This window comes from Paracidovorax cattleyae, assembly GCF_900104515.1.
In the GTDB taxonomy this organism is placed as follows: domain Bacteria; phylum Pseudomonadota; class Gammaproteobacteria; order Burkholderiales; family Burkholderiaceae_C; genus Paracidovorax; species Paracidovorax cattleyae.
The window spans coordinates 15810-35344 of sequence record NZ_FNJL01000043.1; the positions used below are offsets into that span (position 1 = coordinate 15810).

At 68.0% G+C, this 19535-nt stretch carries 17 protein-coding genes and 1 pseudogene; 5 read left to right on the plus strand and 13 right to left on the minus strand.

The genetic code is table 11. The features are described from left to right. The first annotated feature begins 25 nt into the window (after nucleotides 1–25). A complete protein-coding gene (locus BLR05_RS23455; protein ID WP_092839692.1) occupies nucleotides 26–1405 on the plus strand; it encodes a sigma-54-dependent transcriptional regulator in 1380 nt (459 codons plus the stop codon). A gap of 26 nt (nucleotides 1406–1431) precedes the next feature. On the opposite strand, the gene BLR05_RS23460 is transcribed toward BLR05_RS23455, so the two are convergent. Both BLR05_RS23460 and BLR05_RS23465 read right to left on the minus strand, forming a co-directional pair. Next, nucleotides 1432–2616: a sensor histidine kinase gene (locus tag BLR05_RS23460; RefSeq protein ID WP_092839694.1), complete on the minus strand. Its 1185-nt coding sequence runs from the start codon at nucleotides 2614–2616 to the stop codon at nucleotides 1432–1434. Next, complete coding sequence (locus BLR05_RS23465) at nucleotides 2613–3305, minus strand: response regulator (protein WP_092839697.1); 693 nt, start codon at nucleotides 3303–3305, stop codon at nucleotides 2613–2615. The genes BLR05_RS23460 and BLR05_RS23465 overlap by 4 nt, the downstream gene beginning before the upstream one ends. A gap of 92 nt (nucleotides 3306–3397) precedes the next feature. Here BLR05_RS23465 and BLR05_RS23470 point away from each other — a divergent pair, with 92 nt between their 5' ends. Genes BLR05_RS23470 through BLR05_RS23485 form a run of 4 tightly spaced genes read left to right on the plus strand, consistent with a single transcriptional unit; the run spans nucleotide 3398 to nucleotide 9914 of the window. Then, nucleotides 3398–4864: an efflux transporter outer membrane subunit gene (locus tag BLR05_RS23470; RefSeq protein WP_208606057.1), complete on the plus strand. Its 1467-nt coding sequence runs from the start codon at nucleotides 3398–3400 to the stop codon at nucleotides 4862–4864. Between the two features lie 21 nt (nucleotides 4865–4885). After that, nucleotides 4886–5704, plus strand: coding sequence for a MipA/OmpV family protein (locus tag BLR05_RS23475; RefSeq protein ID WP_092839703.1), 819 nt, complete (start codon nucleotides 4886–4888; stop codon nucleotides 5702–5704). A gap of 23 nt (nucleotides 5705–5727) precedes the next feature. Beyond that, entirely contained in the window at nucleotides 5728–6828 is a 1101-nt protein-coding gene (locus tag BLR05_RS23480) for an efflux RND transporter periplasmic adaptor subunit (RefSeq protein WP_092839706.1), read from the plus strand. After that, nucleotides 6825–9914 (plus strand): efflux RND transporter permease subunit, encoded by a 3090-nt coding sequence (locus BLR05_RS23485; RefSeq protein WP_092839709.1) that lies wholly within the window; start codon nucleotides 6825–6827, stop codon nucleotides 9912–9914. The genes BLR05_RS23480 and BLR05_RS23485 overlap by 4 nt, the downstream gene beginning before the upstream one ends. Before the next feature lie 27 nt (nucleotides 9915–9941). Here the strand turns inward: BLR05_RS23485 and BLR05_RS23490 are convergent. From BLR05_RS23490 to BLR05_RS23545, 11 genes and pseudogenes are all read right to left on the minus strand, one after another. Then, nucleotides 9942–10610, minus strand: a pseudogene (locus tag BLR05_RS23490) (ATP-binding protein); the annotation flags it as partial. A gap of 146 nt (nucleotides 10611–10756) precedes the next feature. Beyond that, nucleotides 10757–11098, minus strand: coding sequence for a HigA family addiction module antitoxin (locus BLR05_RS23495; RefSeq protein ID WP_092839712.1), 342 nt, complete (start codon nucleotides 11096–11098; stop codon nucleotides 10757–10759). A 911-nt stretch (nucleotides 11099–12009) separates the two neighbouring features. Further along, nucleotides 12010–12396, minus strand: a complete 387-nt coding sequence (locus tag BLR05_RS23505; RefSeq protein ID WP_092839718.1) for a hypothetical protein — start codon at nucleotides 12394–12396, stop codon at nucleotides 12010–12012. Then, complete coding sequence (locus BLR05_RS23510) at nucleotides 12327–13403, minus strand: hypothetical protein (protein WP_143015994.1); 1077 nt, start codon at nucleotides 13401–13403, stop codon at nucleotides 12327–12329. The genes BLR05_RS23505 and BLR05_RS23510 overlap by 70 nt, the downstream gene beginning before the upstream one ends. Beyond that, nucleotides 13385–14329 carry a hypothetical protein gene (locus BLR05_RS27340; protein WP_225979051.1) on the minus strand — a complete coding sequence of 315 codons (945 nt, stop codon included), beginning with the start codon at nucleotides 14327–14329 and terminating at the stop codon, nucleotides 13385–13387. The genes BLR05_RS23510 and BLR05_RS27340 overlap by 19 nt, the downstream gene beginning before the upstream one ends. Before the next feature lie 3 nt (nucleotides 14330–14332). After that, complete coding sequence (locus BLR05_RS23520; RefSeq protein ID WP_092839724.1) at nucleotides 14333–15565, minus strand: HNH/endonuclease VII fold toxin-2 domain-containing protein; 1233 nt, start codon at nucleotides 15563–15565, stop codon at nucleotides 14333–14335. 9 nt (nucleotides 15566–15574) lie between these two features. Next, on the minus strand, nucleotides 15575–15967 hold the full coding sequence (locus BLR05_RS23525) for a DUF4150 domain-containing protein (RefSeq protein WP_026434176.1): 393 nt from the start codon (nucleotides 15965–15967) through the stop codon (nucleotides 15575–15577). 15 nt (nucleotides 15968–15982) lie between these two features. Then, complete coding sequence (locus tag BLR05_RS23530; RefSeq protein ID WP_092835474.1) at nucleotides 15983–17041, minus strand: hypothetical protein; 1059 nt, start codon at nucleotides 17039–17041, stop codon at nucleotides 15983–15985. Next, on the minus strand, nucleotides 17038–18141 hold the full coding sequence (locus BLR05_RS23535; protein WP_092835476.1) for a DUF2169 family type VI secretion system accessory protein: 1104 nt from the start codon (nucleotides 18139–18141) through the stop codon (nucleotides 17038–17040). Before BLR05_RS23535 ends, BLR05_RS23530 begins: the two co-directional genes overlap by 4 nt. A gap of 9 nt (nucleotides 18142–18150) precedes the next feature. After that, entirely contained in the window at nucleotides 18151–18705 is a 555-nt protein-coding gene (locus tag BLR05_RS23540) for a DUF6484 domain-containing protein (RefSeq protein ID WP_208606020.1), read from the minus strand. Beyond that, on the minus strand, nucleotides 18695–19535 hold an 841-nt coding region (locus tag BLR05_RS23545; protein ID WP_434802840.1), incomplete at its 5' end, for a bacteriophage T4 gp5 trimerization domain-containing protein. The genes BLR05_RS23540 and BLR05_RS23545, both read right to left, overlap by 11 nt.

Here is a 19535-nt window from a genome sequence, read left to right on the forward strand (position 1 = left end):
GTTCCATGCCCGAGGATTCCTGCCGATGACCGACCCCGCGACCTTCGATGCCGATGGCCCTGGCCCCGTCTACCTGATCGAGGACGACGCGCTGGTGCGCCGCGCCTACGGCCAGGCCCTCGAGCTGGCCAACATCCCCGTGCGCGCGTTCCCCCACGCGCAGGCCGCGCTGGACGCGTATGCCGCGGACCCGCCCGCCACCGTGGTGACCGACATCCAGATGCCCGGCGTGGACGGCATGGAGCTGCTGCGCCTGCTGCGGCAGCGGGACGCCGCGCTGCCCGTGGTGCTGGTCACCGGGCATGGCGATGTCGCGATGGCGGTGGAGGCCATGCGCGACGGGGCGTACGACTTCATCGAAAAGCCCTTTTCGTCGGAGCGCCTGCTCATCACCGTGCGCCGCGCGCTGGAGCGCCGGGCCCTGTCCGACGAATTGCAGCGGCTGCGCGCGCGCGGCGCGGCCGAGGCGGGCGATCCGCTGGCCGGCCTGGTGGGGCAATCGCCGGGCATGGCCGAAGTGCGGCGGCGCGTGGCGGCGCTCGCACCGCTGGGCGTGGACGTGCTGCTGCACGGCGAGACCGGCGCCGGCAAGGAAGTGGTGGCCCGCGCGCTGCATGCGGCCAGCGGCCGCACCGGCCCGTTCGTGGCCATCAACTGCGGTGCGCTGCCCGAGACCATCATCGAGAGCGAACTCTTCGGCCACGAGCCCGGGGCCTTCACGGGTGCCACGCGGCGGCGTATCGGCAAGATCGAATACGCCAACGAAGGCACGCTGCTGCTCGACGAGATCGAATCCATGCCGCAGGCCCTGCAGCTGCGGCTGCTGCGCGTGCTGCAGGAGCGCGAGATCGAACGCCTGGGCAGCAACCAGAGCGTGCCCATCACCTGCCGTTTCGTGGCCGCGGCCAAGGCCGACCTGAAGCAGTGGGTGGCGCGCGGCGAGTTCCGCGCCGACCTGTACTACCGCCTGCACGTGGCCACCATCGACCTGCCGCCACTGCGCGAGCGGCCGCAGGACATCCCCCTGCTCATGGCCCACTTCCTCGCGCAGGCCGCCGCGCGCCACGGCCGGCCGGAGCCCGCATGGAACGACCGCGACCTGGCGGCCTGGCTGGCCCACGACTGGCCGGGCAACGTGCGCGAATTGCGCAATGCCGCGGAGCGCCTGTGCCTGGGCCTGCCCGTCGAGCCCGTGGACGGCGGTCCCGAATCCGCCCCCTCGCTCGCCGCCCGCGTGGATGCCTTCGAACGCAAGCTGCTGCGCGACACGCTGGGCCTCACGCAGGGCAACGTGGCCCGCGCCGCCGAACTCCTCAAGATGCCGCGCAAGACGGTCTACGACAAGCTGCAGCGGCACGGGATCGCGCCGGGCGGCGGGGCGGGGCGCGACGCGGAGAAGCCCTAGCGAGAGACCGGACGCCCGGGCCGGCGCTAGGCCCGGGGCAGGTGCACCAGCGCCGTGAGTCCGCCCCCCGGCCGCGCGCGGAAATCCAGTGCGCCGCCGTGCGCCTGGCATATCGCTGCGGCGATGGCGAGGCCCAGCCCGGAGCCGCCGGAATGCCGCGCCCTGGACTGGTCGGCCCGCCAGAACCGGTCGCGCAGCCGCGGCAGATCCTCCGCGGGCACGCCGGCGCCGCGGTCGCTGAAGGCCAGGACCACCGTGCCGGGCGCCACCGATGCCGCGATATCGAGAGACCGGCCGCTGGCGGCGTAGCGTAGTACGTTGTCGATCAGGATGGACACCACCTGGCCGATGCGGTCGCGGTCGGCCAGGACCTGGAGGGACGGCACCATCACCTGCACGCGGAATTCCGCTTTCTCCAAGCCCGCCTGCACCCACTGCAGGCGGTCCCGCACGAGGCTTCCCAGGTCGAAATGCTCGGGCTCCAGGTGGAGCTGGCCGGCCCGTGCGAGCGACAGCAGGTGCAGGTCGCCGACCAGCCGGTTGATCTGCTCGAGCTGGCGGTGCACGAGCTGCAGCTGGGCCTCGTCGCGGGGAAACACGTCGTCCATCATGCCCTGCACGCACCCCATGGCCGCCGTGAGCGGTGTGCGCAGCTCGTGGGCCAGCATGGCGCTCGACTCGCGCACCTCCCGCTCGTACTGCGCCAGCTTCGCGGTCATGTCGTTGAAGTCCACGGCCAGCCCGGCCAGCTCCTGCGGGGCGCTGTCGATCACCTGCGCCCGCGCGCGGAAGTCCCCCGCGGCCACCCGGCGGGCCGCCTGGGCCACCTGGCTGAACTGGCGGGACAGCGGCCGCGAAACCAGGAGCCCGAAGAGGATCAGGAAAGGCAGGGCGCACGCGAGCATGACGAGCAGCGTCAGCCAGTCCGGATTGCTCAGCCCGGGAAGAACGTAGTCGATGTCGTAGTAGCGCTCGAACAGGCTCCACAGCGCGGCCTGGTTGTCATGCGGGTGCTTCAGGAGCTGCTGGGCTTCGGCCCGGACCGGCACCGGCAATCGCTGCAGCAGGCGCAGTTCGCGCAGTTGGAAATAGGTCCACATGCCTGCGGCGATGGCCAGCACGGCACCGATGGCGAGGGCGCTGATCCGCACGCCCATCCACCGCCACAGCGGCGTGGCTTCCTGCGGGCGCCGAAACCACCGCAGTCTCATTGGAACCGGTATCCGATGGCGCGCACCGTCACCAGCACGCCGGTGATGCCGTGCTGCTCCAGCTTGCGCCGCAGGTTGTGGATGTGCGTGTCCACCACGCGTTCGAGCGCTTCGCTCTCCGGCAGGCAGGACTCCAGTAGCTCGCTGCGGGTGAACGCCTTGAACGGCGTCCTGAGCAGCAGGGCGAGCAGGTTGAACTCCGTCGGAGTGAGGTCCAGCACGGTGTCCGGCCCGCCGCCGGTGTCGGCGATCGCCGCACGGACGGCGGTCGTGTCGACGGTCAGCGGGCCATGGCGCAGCGGCCCTTCGGCGGTGCGGGCCGGCGCGGCCCGCCGCAGCACCGCATGGACGCGCGCGACCACCTCCCTGGCGCTGTAGGGCTTGACGACATAGTCGTCCGCGCCATAGCGCAACGCGCCCAGCTTCTCCGGCTCGTCGCCGATGGCCGTCACCATGATCACCGGCGTGTCCCCGGCCCTCCGGATGGCCGAGAGCACATCGATCCCGCTGAGCCTGGGCAGCATCATGTCCAGCAGCACCAGGTCCGGCCGCCACTGCCGGAAGAGCTCCAGCGCCTGCTCTCCGTCGCCGGCAATGGCAATGGCGAAGCCGTCTTTGCGCAGATAGGCGTCGAGGATGCTCGCGCAGTCCGCGTCGTCCTCCACCACCAGCACTTTTTTTCCCGTCATCGGAATCGGACCTTGATGAAATCTTGAAAAATCGCCAAGGCAACCTTGACCTTGGGTCATGACACTGCGGTCCCGTTCGACACGACAGACCCATGATCATGATTCCACACTTCATCGGCCACCGGTATCGGCGTGCGTGCGTTTGGGTGATGCCTTGGCTGGCCGTGTGGGCGCTCTGGGGGTGCTCGCTGGCACCGGTCTACGAGCGCCCCATCGTGCCCGTGCCCTCCACGTTCTCCGGCGACACGCTGGCCGCAGCGACCCGCGGCACGGGGGCCGGCGCCGAGATCCACACCGAGGAGATGGCGTTCCTGGCCGCGTTCGCACCCGATCGCGACCTCGCGCCGCTGGTGTCCCGCGCGCTGGCCCACAGCCCCGATTTCCGCCTGGCTGCGCTTCGGGTGGACGCGGCCCGTGCCCAATACCGCATCCAGCGTGCCGACAGCCTGCCCACGCTCAGCGCGGGCCTGGCACAGGCCCGCCAGAGGTTCGACAACGCCGACCTCGATGCGCGCTACCAGCAGAACCTGCGCACCGCGACGCTGGGCATCGGGGATTTCGAGTTGGACTTTTTCGGCCGGGTGAAGTCGCTCTCGGATGCTGCCCGGGAGCGTTTCCTGGCCTCCCGCCGGGGGCAGGAGGCCGCCCGCGGCGCGTTGATCGCCGAGGTGCTGCGGGCATACGCCATGGAGCGGGCCGCGGCCCAGGAACGGGAGCACGCGCAAGCCATCGATGCCGACAGCGCCAGCATGCTGCGCTTTGCCGTGCGTCGCCACGAGGTGGGGTTGATCTCGCGGGACGACCTGCACCGGCAGCAGGCCCGGTCCGACCAGGCGCGCGTGGCGGCCCTGGAGGCGGCCGACGCCCAGCGCGCGGCCTTGCGCGCGCTTCAGGTGCTGGCGGGCTATGACGTCGTTCCCGACGGCGGCGGCATGGAGGCGCTGGCCGGGCCGCAGGCCCCGCTCGACGCGCTGCGCGACCTCGACTCGCAGAAGCTTCTGCTGCGTCCCGACATCCGCCAGGCGGAGGCGGAGCTGCAGGCGGCCCATGCCGACATCGGCGCCGCGCGGGCAGCGTTCTTCCCGTCCATCCGGTTGACCACCTCGGTGGGCACGGCCAGCCAGAGCCTGGGCGGCCTGTTCGGCAGCGGCACGGGGGTGTGGTCGTTCATGCCGCAACTGGCGCTGCCGATCTTCGATGGCGGCCGCAACCGCGCGAACCTCGACCTGGCGTGGACCCGGCAGCAGGCCGGTGTGGCCGAGTACGAGAGAGCGGTGCAGGTGGCCTTCCGTGAAGTCGCCGATGCGCTCGATGCGCACACCACGCTGGTGGAGGCCCTGCGCCGCCAGACGGACCAGGACGCGCGGGTGCAAAGCCGCGTGGATCGCTGGGCGCGGCGCACCCAGGCGCAGCAGGCCGACCGCACCGAACTGCTGTCGGAGCGCATCGCCGCGGAGCAATCGGCGATGTCCCGGCTGCAGGCCCAGCGCAGCCTGGCGCTGAACCGCATCGACTTGTTTCGTGCCTTCTATGGCGTGCCCCTTCCTTCTTCCCTCTAAACCGTCCCAGGAGTCCTCCCCATGCCACCCTTGTTCCTTCTTCGTTCCGCCCGGATCGGTCATGCCGGTTCGGTGGTGCTGGCCCTGCTGGCGACGGCAGGCCCTGCCCTGGCTGCACAGGATTCGCTATTCGGCGATAAGACGGAGCTGGCGATCGGTGCTGGTGCGGCCTGGGCGCCGCGCTACGCCGGCTCCGGCGATGCGCGCATGCTCCCCGTGCCCGTCCTGTCGGTGCAGCGCGGCATCCTGTTCGCCGACACCTCGCGCGGGCTGGGACTGCAGTACCAGTTCGATTCCGGCCTGTACCTCTCCCAGTCGATCCACTACGACCTGGGGCGGCAGGAGCGCGACAGCAACTGGCGGCCCGGATCGGCCAAGCTGCTGGGGATGGGCCGCGTTCCCGGCTCGGTGACCGCGCGCACTTTGCTGGTGCAGCAGATCGGCTCGCGGCTGTCCCTCAGCGCGGAGGCCGAGTTCGCGCTGCGCGACACAGCGCGGCGCAACCGCTACCGCGTGGGCATGGAGGTGCAGTTGCTCCAGACCGGCAGCGACACTGTCTCGGCGTCGCTGGATGCCCATGGCGGCGATCGCCGCTTCAACCAGGCGTACTTCGGTGTTACCGCGGCACAGGCCGGCCGTACCGGCTTGCAGGCCTTCACGACCGGAGCGGGCCTGTATGCGGGTTCGGTGGGCATGCAGTGGGAGCACCGCTTCGCGCCGCACTGGGCTGGCACGCTGCAGGTGGTGGGAACCCACTATCTCGACAACGCCGCCCGGAGCCCGGTCGTGAAGCAGGACAACACCGTGGCCGCGACCGCGGCGCTGACCTATTCGTACTGATCGGCGCACGCCCAGGATTCCCCGTGAAACTCCGCCTTTTTCTTTGTGCTGCCGGCCTCTGCACGGCGGCCTGGCTGACCGGCTGCGGCGAGCGCGCCCTGCCACCGGTCGATAGCCCGCGCGCGGTCAAGCTCGAAACCATCGGTCTCGCCGGCCAGTCACAGGCCCGCTTCGTGGCGAGCGTGCGCCAGGAGCAGCGCGCTTCGCTGGCTTTCGAGGCCGGGGGCCGCGTTGCCGCCATCGGCGTGGACGTCGGTGACCGGGTCCGGCAGGGGCAGGTGCTGGCCCGTCTGGACGAGCAGCCGATCCGCCTGCGGCTCCAGCAGGCAGAGGCCAGCCTCCGTTCCGCGGCGGCGCAGCGTGCCGAGCGCCTCTCCCAGCTCGACCAGCAGCAGGCGATGTTCGCTGACGGCGCCATCTCCCAGGCCACGCTCACGAGCGCCCGCGTGGCGCTGGACACGGCCCAGGCCCAGTGGGAGGTGGCCGGCGCAGACCGTGCGCTGGCACAGCGGGCGCTGGGCCAGGCCGCACTGCGCGCGCCGTTCGACGGCAGCGTCGTGGCCCGGCTGCTGCAGCCGGCGGCAGATGCCGCTGCCGGCCAGGCGGTGCTGCAGATCGAAGGGCAGGGCCGGCCGCAGGCCACGGCCTATCTGCCGCAGGACACCGCCCGGACGCTGGCCCCCGGGCAGGAAGTCCCGGCGCAACGCGCCGAGACCCCGCGGCCCATCGTTCTACGCGTGCGCAGCGTCTCCGAGCGGCTGGACACCGCGGGGAGCGTGCAGGTGCTCTTCGACATCGCACGGGCGGCGGGGCCCCTTCGCAGCGGAGACAGCCTGCTGCTGGCGTTGGCGGGCCCGGAGCGGCCCCTTTCCGTGCCGCTGGCGGCCGTGCTTCTCCAGCCTGCGCAGGGCCGTGGTGCCGTCTACCTCTACGACCCCCAGGCCGGAACGGTCCGGCAACAGGCCGTGGAACTCGGTCCCGTGGAGGGCGAGCGCGTGCAACTGGCCGCGGGCGTGAAGAAGGGCGACCGGGTCGTGGTGGCGGGCGCGGCGTTCCTGGCCGACGGCCAGAAGGTGCAGCCCTTCCGGTCCGAATCGCGCCTGGCCGATGGAGGTGGCTCGTGAACCTGACCCGCACTGCCATGGGCGCCAGCCGCCTCACCTTTTTTGCAGCCGTGCTGCTGCTGTTGGGCGGTGTCTTCACCTTCCTCCATTTCCCTTCGCAGGAAGAGCCCTCGGTCACCGTGCGGGATGCCCTGGTGTCCGTCGCCATGGCGGGCATGCCTGCCGAACAGGTCGAAACCCTGCTCGCCAAGCCGCTGGAAGAGCGTTTGCGAGAGGTGGCCGGCCTGAAGAAGATCGTGACCACCGTGCGTCCGGGCAGCGCCATCCTGCAGTTGACGGCCTATGACGACGTGAAGGACCTGCCCGGACTGTGGCAGCGCGTGCGCGCCAAGTCCGGCGAGGCCGGCGCAGCGCTGCCCACAGGAACGCTCGGGCCGTTCGTCGACGATGACTTCGGCCGCGTGGCCGTGGCTTCTGTCGCGGTCACCGCGCCGGGCTTCTCGATGAGCGAGATGCGCGGCCCCATCCGAAGCCTGCGCGAGCAGCTCTACACGCTTCCCGGCGTGGAAAAAGTGAGCATCCACGGCCTGCAGGAAGACCGGGTCTACGTGTCCTTCGACCGTGCCCGCCTGGCCGCGGCGGGCCTCGCGCCGGCGGCTCTGGTGCGGCAACTGCAGGCGCAGAACGTCGTCACCCCGGGCGGGCTCGTGTCCGCCTCCGGGCTGGCCATGACGGTCGCCACGTCGGGCGAGATCCGCAGTGCCGAAGACCTGCGCCAGACGCTGGTCTCGGTTCCCGCCGCGGGCGGTACGCGCGAGATGCCGCTGGGCGATTTGGCCCGCGTGCAGGTGATGCCCGCCGACCCGCCGGAAAGCGCGGCCATATACCAGGGCCAGCCCGCGGTGGTCGTGGCCGTGTCGATGGCCAAGGGCTACAACATCGGGGCTTTCGGCCAGGCGCTGCGCGCCAGACTGCAGGAGACCGGGCGGATGCTGCCGGTCGGCTTCGAGCAGCACGTGGTCACGTTCCAGCCCGATGTCGTCGAGCGCGAGATGGACAAGATGCACCACGTGATGGGCGAGACGGTGGTCATCGTCATGGCCGTGGTGATGCTGTTCCTGGGGTGGCGCACCGGCCTGATCGTGGGCGCCATCGTGCCGCTCACGATCCTCGGCTCGCTCATCGCCATGCGGGGGCTGGGCGTGGAGCTGCAGACCGTGTCGATCGCCGCGATCATCCTGGCGCTGGGCCTCCTGGTGGACAACGGCATCGTGATCGCGGAGGACATGGAGCGGCGCCTCGCCAGCGGCGAAGAGCGCCGGCATGCCTGCATCGAGGCCGGGCGCACGCTGGCGGTGCCGTTGCTGACCTCCTCGCTGGTGATCGTGCTGGCCTTCTCGCCCTTCTTCTTCGGTCAGACATCGACCAACGAGTACCTGCGCTCGCTGGCGATCGTGCTGGCCGTGACCCTGCTCGGGTCCTGGCTGCTCAGCATCACGGTGACGCCGCTGCTGTGCTTCCATTTCGCCCGGCCCCACGCGGGCCATGCCGAAGGCGAAGGCCACTACGACTCCGCCTTCTACCGGGGTTACCGCGCCGTCATCTCCCGCTTGCTGCAGCACAAGGCGCTCTTCGTCGGCAGCATGCTGGTCCTGCTGGCGGGTGCGGTGGCGATCCTGGCCTCGATTCCGCATGACTTCCTGCCGCGGTCCGATCGCCTGCAGTTCCAAATGCCCGTGACCCTGCAGCCGGGCAGCGACTCGCGCGAGACGCTTCGCACCGTGGGGCAGATGGGCCGCTGGTTCGCCGACACGCGCGCCAACCCGGAAGTCGTGGACAGCATCGGCTACGTCGCCGACGGCGGCCCGCGCATCGTGCTGGGCCTGGCGCCCCCGCTGCCGGCGGCGAACATCGCGTATTTCACGGTCAGCGTGCGCCCCGGTACCGACATCGACCAGGTGATCGCGCGCACGCGCCAGCATCTGCGCGAAGCGTTTCCCCATGTCCGGGCGGAGCCCAAGCGCTTCTCCCTGGGCACCACGGAGGCCGGCGTGGCCATCTACCGGGTGGTCGGCCCCGACGAAGCGACGCTGCGCAGCGTCGGCGGGCAGATCGCCCAGGCGCTGGCCAGCCTGCCTGGCGCAGGGGACGTGTATGACGACTGGATGGCCCGTGTGCCGCGCTACGTCGTGCAGGTGGATCCGCTGCGTGCACGCCGCGCCGGCTTGAGCAGCGAGGACGTCGCGCAGACACTGCAGTGGCGATATGGCGGAATCACCGCTTCGGCCATCCGCGACGACGGCGCCTCTGCGCCGATCGTGTTGCGCGGCGACGCGGCCGACCGCGACGCCCGCGGTACGCTGGCGGACACCCTGGTATATCCACCGGGTGGCGGCGCACCCGTGCCGCTCTCGGCGATCGCCCAGGTGAGCGGCGCCAGCGAACCCTCCGCCATCGTTCGGCGCAACTTGGGACGCGCCTTGACGGTCACGGGCCACAACGCCTCGCTGACCACCGGTGAGATCGTGGCGGCGTTGCGGACCAGGGTGGCGCAGATCACCCTTCCGCCGGGCTACCGCATCGAGCTGGGCGGCGAGATCGAAGACTCCGCCGAAGCCAATCAGGCCCTGCTGCAGTACATGCCCCATGCGCTGGGCGCCATATTGCTGCTCTTCATCTGGCAGTTCAATTCGTTCCGCAAGCTGTTCATCGTGATCGCCAGCATCCCGTTCGTGCTCATCGGCGCAGCCGCGGCGCTCTGGATCACGGGCTACCCGTTCGGCTTCATGGCGACCTTCGGGCTGCTGGCGCTGGCCGGCATCATCGTCAACAACGCGGTGCTCCTGCTGGAGCGGATCGAGGCCGAGCTGGCCGCGGGCCTGGCCCGGCGCGAGGCGGTGGTCTCGGCGGCGGTCAAGCGCCTGCGGCCCATCGTGATGACCAAGCTGACCTGCATCGTCGGGCTGATTCCGCTGATGCTGTTCGCCGGCCCGCTGTGGACGGGCATGGCGATCACGATGATCGGGGGGCTGGCGCTGGGCACGCTGGTCACTTTGGGCCTGATCCCGATCCTCTATGACGCACTGTTCTCCTTTGGTGCTTTCCGGACTGGGATGGACCCGTCCCGCGGACGTGCCGCGGGATGAGCCTGGCGACAGGGGCCCCGTGCGCACTCAGGCGGCGCTGCGCAGCACCCGCCGGTACTGCACCGCCTCCGCCACCTGCGCCGGCCCGATGCGCTCCTCGCCCGCCAGGTCGGCGATGGTGCGGGCCACCTTGAGGGCCCGGTGCGTGCTGCGCGCCGACCAGCCCAGGCGCGTGGCCGCGGCCTGCAGGAACCGGGCGGCCGCATCGTCCAGGCCCGACTGCTCGTCGATCTCGCGGCCCTGCAGCGCCTGGTTGGGCTTGCCCTGGCGCGCCACGGCCCGTTCGCGGGCGGCGGCGACGCGCTCGCGCACGGCCGCCGAGGATTCGACGGGCGCGGTGGCCAGCAGTTCATCGGCCGGCAGGGCAGGCACCTCCACATGCAGGTCGATGCGGTCCAGCAGCGGGCCGCTCAGCTTGGCCTGGTAGCGGTCGATCTGGTCGGGCGTGCAGCGGCAGGCGCGCTGGCCCGAGCCCAGGTAGCCGCAGGGGCAGGGGTTCATCGCCGCGACCAGCTGGAAGCGCGCGGGAAAATCCGCGCGGCGTGCGGCCCGTGCGATCGTGATGCGGCCCGTCTCCAGCGGCTCGCGCAGCGCTTCGAGCGCGCTGCGGGCGTATTCGGGGAATTCGTCCAGGAAGAGCACCCCATGGTGGGCGATCGAGATTTCTCCGGGGCGCGGGGGCGAGCCGCCTGTAATCCAAAACGCTATTTGAGAATTTAGTGAAAAAAGCAAAATTAAATAAGAATCTCGGTGTCTCCACTTCGGGTCAACTCGGCGCTGACGTTGACCACGCCTGGAACATTCGACACCTTGCCATAGGTGTTGGCGAGTGAGTCGCATGGTCACATTGCCTTTAGAACTCGAGCGGCCACCAGCGCCGATACCGATAGCGGCTTGACTTTGTTGATGAGCGCTCTGGCTTTCTGCTCCGTAATGCAGAGATCGTGCGCGACTTGCATGTCAAGCCAAACGTCAGCCCGTCCTCCATGCTCGGCTCCCAGCCAACGTTCCAGGCGCAAAGCCATTTCTGGAGATATCGCAGCCGCACCATTCAGAACGCGCGATAGAGCTTGGCGCGTGACACCCAAGGCGTCTGCGGCGTTCGTGACACTCATGCCCAGGGCTGGCAAAAAATCATCTCGCAGCGTCAGGCCCGGGTGTGGAGTTGTATGCATCCTGCGCATCTTGTTCCTCAGTACTCGCGCAATCGAAGCGCTATTTGTGAATAGGCCGTAGAAGCCAACGCTAGGCGGGCCGCGACGCCTGAACCAGAGCGTCAGGTGAAGGCCGCATAGCAGAGCGAGGGCTGCACGTTTGGAGGTTGTCTACCCAAGCCTTGCGTTGTGCCTGTGCCAAGTTTCGAGCTCCTTCTTCGCCATGCTTGCGTACGGAAAACGAGCGTCGCTTCACGCAGCCGTCTTCGGCCGTGTACTCCGCAATCCAGGTCGCGCCAGTCTTCCAACCATCCTTGGTTTTCCATCGAAGCGGCTGCCTGTACACGCGCCGTTCTGGGGATGGGTCCCGGCGTCTGGAACCGTTAGTTTCAACGGGTGCCCGCGAGCAGACTACTAGCGGCGGCGGGACCAAGCCTGCCACAGCCGTGTCCGGTTGGTGGGTGATCCATCCGGGAACATCTCTCAGCATGCTCAAGCGGGTCGCGATCGCTTTTGCCTTTGCGATGTCCTCTCCCCACTCCTTGACGGAGAACGAACGCACTTTTGTTCGGCCACCCGCGTGATACACCATGGCTGACCAATAAGCCACGCCATCTTTGATGCGTCGCGATACTCCAGGAACCCCCGAAGTGTTGTTCGAGCGCACGATGGTGCCGAACTCCCGCCTGCTCATCGGGGGAAACATTCGCAACACCTCGTCGCGGTACGCCAGGGCGGCCGCTTTTGCCTGTTCGGGAGATCCATAGCGAGCCACCGAGAAAGTGCGTTGGAAGGTGCGCCCCTGGCGCCGGATGGACACGGCCCAACTGCGTAGCTGTCCGTCGGTGTCGAACCGGGAACCAAGGCCGTAGATTTTCTCTTTGGCGTTTTGTCCACTCATCTGCAAACGATCTGAAATGACCCGTGACTCGCGACCCTGTTCAAGAGCCTTGCTCCTCAGCCCAGTCACGATGGCTGAGTGCGCGCCACAGGTCCGGCGCTTCGGCAATCATCCCCGGCACAGACCCTGCGTCTGATGCTCCTTGCTCCCAGTAGCGGTGTGCCGCTTGGCGGCCGTTCTCGTAAACCAGCTCAACTGGCAGCGTTTCAGGAATCCAGGCACCGAGCAGTCCCGCATGCTCTTCGAGATCCATCCACACATGGGTTTCATTCGGTGGTGCCACACGCGCCCGCGCATCGAAAGCCGGCAGCGCCTGGCGGCACTTTTCGCACCAGCCTGCCGCACCCACGAGCACGATCAGCTTCGCACCGGGCAGGGCCAGCCGCTCGGCGATGCGCGCCGCGTCATCCCAGGGATCCAGCCGCATGGGGAATGCTCCTTCGTCGTTCGCTGCTCCACCCAGGGCAGATAGCAGGCGTCCGCATGGTGGAGCACGAACCACAACCCCAGCCGGGGCGGCAGCAATTCCAGCAGCCGCGCCACGCCGGGGTGCCCCAGCGGAGCGGCCATGGCCAACTCCTTCACCCAGCGCGTCAGCCGATGCTCGGCGCGGTGCCGGTACCAGCCCGACAGCGTGGGCAGGGACTGCGCCAGCGCATGGCAGGCCAGCCACAGGACTTCCACGCCCCGCATGCGGCCAGCCGGATGCGGAGCTTCCCCGGCAGCGGAGGCAGAGGCGGACGCATCCAAGAGCCCGATCGCAGCCTCCGCACGCACCGCCACCTCGGGATCCTGCAGCATCGCTGAAAGTCGCCCGGCATCCCACACCGCAGTGAACCTGCAGGCCGCCGCTCGCAAGTGGACATCCGGCGCAGCCAGTGTGGCGGGCAGTAACCCTGCAAAGCGCCGACCCTCCCCGTCTCCAACGCCGCGCCCGCGCAAGGCCAGAGCGCGCCAGCATGCGACCTGCAGCGGCACGGGTACGCCATCGCCATGGCCAAGCCAATGCCGCAACCACACCAGCGCCGGCGCAGGGTCCTCGTGCCATGCCAGGGCCGACACCAGGCCGCGCAGCGTGCGCTCGGGCCGCGTACTCGCGATGGCCCACATGCCCGCCAGCCGATCCCCGCTGGCCTGGGACTCGAGCGCGAGCAGCGTCGTGACGAACACCTCCGGCGCGCCGTTCCAGCGCTTCAGTTCGTTGAGCGCTGCGGCCCAGCCTGCATCGCCGTCCACTCGCAATCCGTCCAGGTGGGCATCCAGCAGCCGGCCGTATTCCAGGATCTGCGGCAGGCCCACCAGCGGCGCGCCCAGGGACGCATCGTGCTGCTGCCAGTAGAACGCCGCATCACCCGCGTGCCGGGCGACCAGCGCGGGAATCACGGGCGCTGGCGCGGGCCGCACCACGGGGTCCATCACAGAATCCGCTGCCATTCGCGCCCGTCATACACCGTGGCGCCGTACATGCCTGCCAGCAGCATCACGCCATCGCCCACCGACAGGTTGCCCGAGCAGGAAGTCACCTCAGGCGGAACGTCTGCCTCCTTGAGCTTGCCGTTCTCGATCACCCACAGGCCGTAGTCCGACGTGCACCACACCTTTCCGTCGTACCAGACCATGTCTTTAAAGGCCAGCGTCATCTCGTCGCGGTGGATGATTTCCCAAGAGTCCTCCCGGCCGCGCATGACGGAGCCGCTCTGCATGCCGATGTACACATAGCCATCGCCAGCGCAGCAGACGCTCTCGAAGTACATGTTCGTGGGCACCACGCATTGGTACCAGCGTTGGCCGTCATAGCGCCATGCGTCTCCCTTGCCACCAACGCAATAGATATCGGTGGCGCTAAAGCCATCAATGGCGTCAAATCCGCCATCGTTGCTTGCTCCAACTTTCGGAGGTAGGGGCAACGTGCTTCTATCGCCGACCAGACTTTCCCACTGGTTGGGGCCGACCCTCTTGCAAGCAGTACGCCACGGGCCTGCGGCATAGATGCTTCCGTTAATGGTCACGAGATCAAAGCAAGAGAATATAGTCTCTTTAGAAATCGGCGCCTCCATATCGTCATCACCGCCGCCCAGTGCGGCAACAAGACGATTCCGAGAAACCATGACTGCTTGATTTTTTGGGGTTGTAGAGGTTGCGAGCTTTGGGCCCGAGAAACCCTCGTACGTCGTCCAATCTAGCCGTTCGTCCTCGTCATGAGGGAAGTATGTCAAGAGCCGCTTATCACCGCCCGCCGCATCGGCCTGATCTTGGAGCAGAAGAAAGGCGAAAGTGCTGGCATCACGAACCGCGCAGTCAGCAATAAAAAAGCCCTTGAGGGCCGACTCGCGTTCCTCTGGGGTAATTTGCATTCCCATCTTTTATCTTCCTTTCTTGCTGCTTTTGCTTTGGGAGCCAGCTTTCCCGCCTTGCTTATTCCCTGTCGATTTTCCCGATGCGCTTTTGGGCATGCAGTTGAGTTTGTCGTAATAAGCGTGCAACTGAGATTCAATGCATCTGACATCGCAGCCGGACTCGGGGAATGCGGCGTTGACGGATTTCGCTCCAGCTTGAATTGCTTTTTCCTTGGTGATTTGAGCGCCATCGGGGAAGCCGATTTTGTTCAGCTCATCTTCCAGCTTGTTATGAGCTGTGCCATGCGATCCGTGGTTATTGTTTGTTCCTTCTACGCAAATCGTTGGCGCGGCGTCATGGTCATATCCAGGGCAGCCGTCAAACATCGCTTCTGGCAGCGCATGGTGCCCAGTCTGTCCCGGGCAGCAACCCTTCCCGTCCCTGCCAGCAAGCGGATTCTTCGTTTCCTTGTAAGGCACCATGGCACATCGACGCGCCCTGATGCACGGATTGAGCTTTGCGGCCGCCGTCATCATGTCGGTGACCATCTTCTGCTTGTTGTAGCTGCCGTCCGGATTCTTGTACTTGTCCAGTTGCCCCTGGATGTCGGAGATCTGCGCCTTGGCATCCTTGATCTTGGCCGCCGCCTGCTCGACTTCTCGTTTCAGTTCCGGGAACTCTTTCGCAGCGTCAACTGCGTCGTCAGCACCTATAAGGAACATGAGGGCGTTGACGGGAACGCCTACCTCTGGCCCGAAAAGGAACGAGCCACCACGTACGGCAACCTGCTTGGCGGCCATCTTTTCCAGTTTGTGCTTTACGGCGGTTTCGAGCTTTTCCTTGGCCTTGGCCTCCACGGCTTCCAGGGCCTTCATCCCCAAATCGTCCGCCATCTGCGCGGGGATGTTCTGCAGATCCTTGAACATCTCGTCCGGGCTGCTGGGCTTGATCATCAGGAATTCGCAATGGTCGTTGATCCATTGGGCATCCGGATTGGCGGCCTTGCCGCTGTGGGTGGGCAGCTTCAGCTTGCCCAGCGGGCCGGGGGCCGACTTCTGCCGGCTTTGCTTTTCCGTCGGGGTCTCTTCCGCGCATTTCTTCTCGATCGCGCCAACGTCCTTGGCGCAATTGCCCTTGGCGGCGGCCGTATCGATGTAGACGTGCCGGCGCGTGTTCGGCGCGCCTTTCTGGCTGGCGGCGGGACGGCTGCTGCGGCTGGAACCGCCACTTCTGCCGCCCGGTTTGGTGCGAGGAGCCATGCGAGTGCGTCAGGTCTTGTGGTTGTGGGTCGTGGGATCGGTGTGGCGGCACACGTTCAGGCCTTCGACCTTCACGTCGGGCGACCAGTCCACGAAGTAGCAGCGCCCCTGGATGACCTCGGTCACCACGCCCTTGCGGAATTTCGTGGTGGCGGGCTCGTCGCCCGTGCTGGTCGCGAGATACGACACATCCTTCTTGCAGATGGGCGTGCCGCACACGAACACCGTGGTGCTGCCGTTGGCCAGGTCGCGCGCAAACGCCGTGTTCGGGTATGGCAGCGGAATGCCGATCTTCGGCGGCTTGGGCGGGCTGTGGCAAACATCCGGGAAGCACGCAGCGGCCTTGCCATCGGCAGCCTGCGAGCAGAACTCGTCGTCGTTCGCGTACACGTGGGTTTCCATGCGGGCTCCTCGGGATCAGTAATGCGCGGGTGGCTGGTAGCGCACGACGACGGCCGCCCGCAGCCCCTCGTCGTTGGCCAGGTGCAGCGCACCGCAATGGCCGGGGCCGTCCGCGCGCGGCAGGAGGTGGTGCAGCCACGCCAGCATGAGCGGGCCGGTGGCTGCGCCCACTTCGCCCGTGCAATCGGCCGTGGTGAGCACCATGGGCGACGTTCCGCCATCGACTGCCACGCGCGTGAATGCGTTGGTGGCATCGCCAGCGAAGAAGCCCTCGCCGTTCTGGTCGCTGAGCCGGAACGCCAGGTCGTTGCAGTCGATGCCCGCCTGTGCGAAGGCCGTGCGCAGGGCCTGCGTCAGCCCGCGCGAGCGGCTGGGCACGCTGCCGTCGGGCCGGCCTTCTTCCATGCCCTGGCCCCAGCCCGCAATGTGCAGGCCCGGCGTCTCGGGTGGGGCCAGTTCCAGCAGGACAGCGGCGGCGGCCTCCCCGGGAATGAAACCATCCCGGTTGCCGGGCACCAGCAAGCGGTCCTGGGAGAGGTAATGGTTGATGACCTCGGAGTGGAGGTAGCTGTCGAAGCCCATCACCATCACATGCCGCGCCGCGCCTTCGCGCAGCAGTTTGTCGGCATGGGCCAGGCAGCCGGCAAGGCCCGCCCGGCCGGTCGCCGTACCGCTGGAGGCGGAATGCAGCGGGCGCCCCAGCGCGGGCCGGCTCAGCGCCACGGCCTGCACGGTCTGCCGGTCCTCTGCCGCCGGGCGCTCGGGTTCCGCGCAGAGCAGGAGCAAGGGCATGGGTTCGTCCGGCAACGGGCCGGCATGCGCCAGGCAGTCCTCCATGGCATGGCGCATCCATTCGGCCAGCCGCGGCGCGCCCCATAGGCGCGGCTCGGGCAGGCGGGCCACGCGCACGAGATCACCGCTGCGCGTGCGGAAGTCGCTTTCCTGGAAATGGTCCATGCCGGCGCGCAGTGCGCAACTGGCCGCCGCTGCGGTGTAGCCCACGGCGCAGCAGATGCCGGCGGAGACGACACGCAGCCCGTGCCCGTCCTGAGGGGAGGATGTGGGCCGCGTCATGCGCTCGCTCCCACGGCGGGGCCGCAGCCGGCGCAATGCGCATCCTCCAGCCCCAGGGAGCGTGCTCGCCACCAGGCCTCATCGACAGGGCCGATGGCAATGGTGTCGAACTCCTGGATACGGCGCCGGATGGGCACGCTGGCCCGCCACACGGCCGTCATGCGGCGCGCCTCGGTCTCGAAAAACAGCGTATCGACCAGCGCGCGCGGCTGCTCGATGCCGTAGTCCTTGCGCAGCACGCGGATCTGCAACTGGTCCAGCGGCGGCAGGGTGAAGCGCACATGCGGCTGCCCCTCCAGCATGTGGGTGAGCGCCACCTCTTCGCCTCCCACCGGGTAGGGTATGCGCTGGTCCTCGGGCGCACTCTGGTGGAACAGGTCGTTGAAGTCCTCGGGCAGGAAGGGGAACACGTCCCGCCGCCACGCCTCGTCATAGGTACCGGCATGGCGCTGGCGAGAAGGATGGTGCACCGGCAGCGCACTCAGCGCGCAGGCAGGCGCGGTGTCTTCCGGGCTGCGCACGGGGCACTCCAGCGATTCCAGGCAGGGCATCGGCTGGTCCTTGGCCTGGCCGATGGAGCGGGGCCCGGCCCATCCCAGGCCCACGGGGTTGTCGTCGCACACGTCTGCGTCGTCCTCTCCATTCGCGAGGGTGCGCGTGCCGCCGAACGCCATGCCGAAGTGCAGCGGCATGGACGTGAAGGGCTCGGGAGCGGACGCCTCGTAGGTCAGGAGGAAGCGCTGCCAGCGGCGGCGTCCCCAGACCTTGAGGCGCTTGGACATGCCCGCCACGCGCGCCTCGACCATCAAGGCGGCCACGGCCTTGCCGTCGGGTGCATGGGCATGGGCGTCGAACAGCACGTCGCAGGACGGCTTGAAGCGCACGGCATCGGAGGGATAGCGCACAGCGGACAGGCCTGGCTCGCCGTAGTGTTCATCCGACCATGCAATGGGCGGAGGCTCCACGGGACGTGGGCGCTGCCCGGCCTGCGGCAGGCTCCACGCACCCTTCGTAACGATGACCAGATGCTCCCGTCCGGACACATCGACGGACGGAAATACCTCGGAGCGCAGCCATCGGCTGCTCGCGACCACTTGCATGGGCTGCGCTCAGTTGATCTGCACCGAGCCGCCGCGGATGCGCTGGCCCGCGCTCGCGTGACTGGTCACATAGGCACCCCGGATATGGACGTGCCCGTCGGCGGTCAGGAGGATGGCGGCATCGCCGCAGCGCAGTTCCAGTTCGGTTTCCGCTTCGATGCGTACCCGCTGCCCGTCGCGGCTCACTTCCACGGCGTTCGGAGCGGAGGTTTGCGTAGGCACTGCCTCGGGCATCAGGATTCCGAGAATGATCGGCCGGTCAGCGCGGGCTCCCTCGAAACCGATGGCGACCGAACGGCCAATCTCGCCGGCCTGCAGCGTCACCATGCTGCGTGCGGGCAGGCCCGCCAATCCGAGCGCGGGGATATCGACGCATGGGCTCTGGCCGCCGTCGCCCACGCTCGCCAGCGTGCCGAGGGCAATTCCGTCGGCGCGCGGATATGCGCCTTCGCCAGGCACGGCCTGCTGGGGCTTGTGCAGCAGCGCCGTGAATGCAGATGGCGCAGCCTCGGCGCCAACGGCCGGCGCTGTGGCGCCAGGGATGGGGGTGTGATCAGTTTTCAAGGATCTTCGCCCCCTTCATGGTGATGTTCCCGTCGGCCTTCAGGACCTGTTCGCCGGTCATGCCAACCACGAGGTCATGGCCGTTGAGCGTGATGGTGCCGTCCTGCCGCATCACGAGCTTGGACTGCCCCACGTTCAGCGTGATGGATTCCGGGTCCATCGTGATGCTGGAGCCGCCACCGCCCTTCGCGCCGCCACTGCCGCCGGATGGGGCGACGATGTTCTGCTTCACACCGGGCGCGCCCGATCCTCCGGCGGAACCACCGCCACCGCCCACGGTCAGCGTGTACTTGTCGCCCACGCTGGTGCTCTTGCTGCTGCCCACCGTGGTGCTTTGCGTGCTGCCCACGAGCGTGGCCATGACGGCGCCTACGTTGAGGTTGTAGGCCACGCCGACGTTCTCCATTCGCCCCACGCCCACGTTCTGCATGTAGGCGATGCCGATGGTCTCCGTCTTCATCTTGCCGACCTTGATGGACCAGTTGTTGCCGATCTTGTCCTTCTCGTTGCGGCCGATGGTCTTGCTGCGGTTGTTGCCGATCGAGACCGTCTCGTCGATGCCGACATCTTCCTTTCGGTTGTCGCCGATCCAGATCGTCTCGTCGTGGTCCACCCGCTCCGTGCGGTTGTTGTGCACCGTGATCTTCTCGTCACGGTCCACCGTCTCCGTGCGGTCCCGGTGGATGGTGTTCGTCTCGTCCCGGTCGATGGTCTTGCGCCGGTCGTTGCCCACCCACTTGTCCTCGTCGTTCTCGACCTCGGTGAGCTGGTCCTTCTGCGCATGCAGCCATAGCTGCTCCGCGCCCTTCTTGTCCTCGAAGCGGATCGCG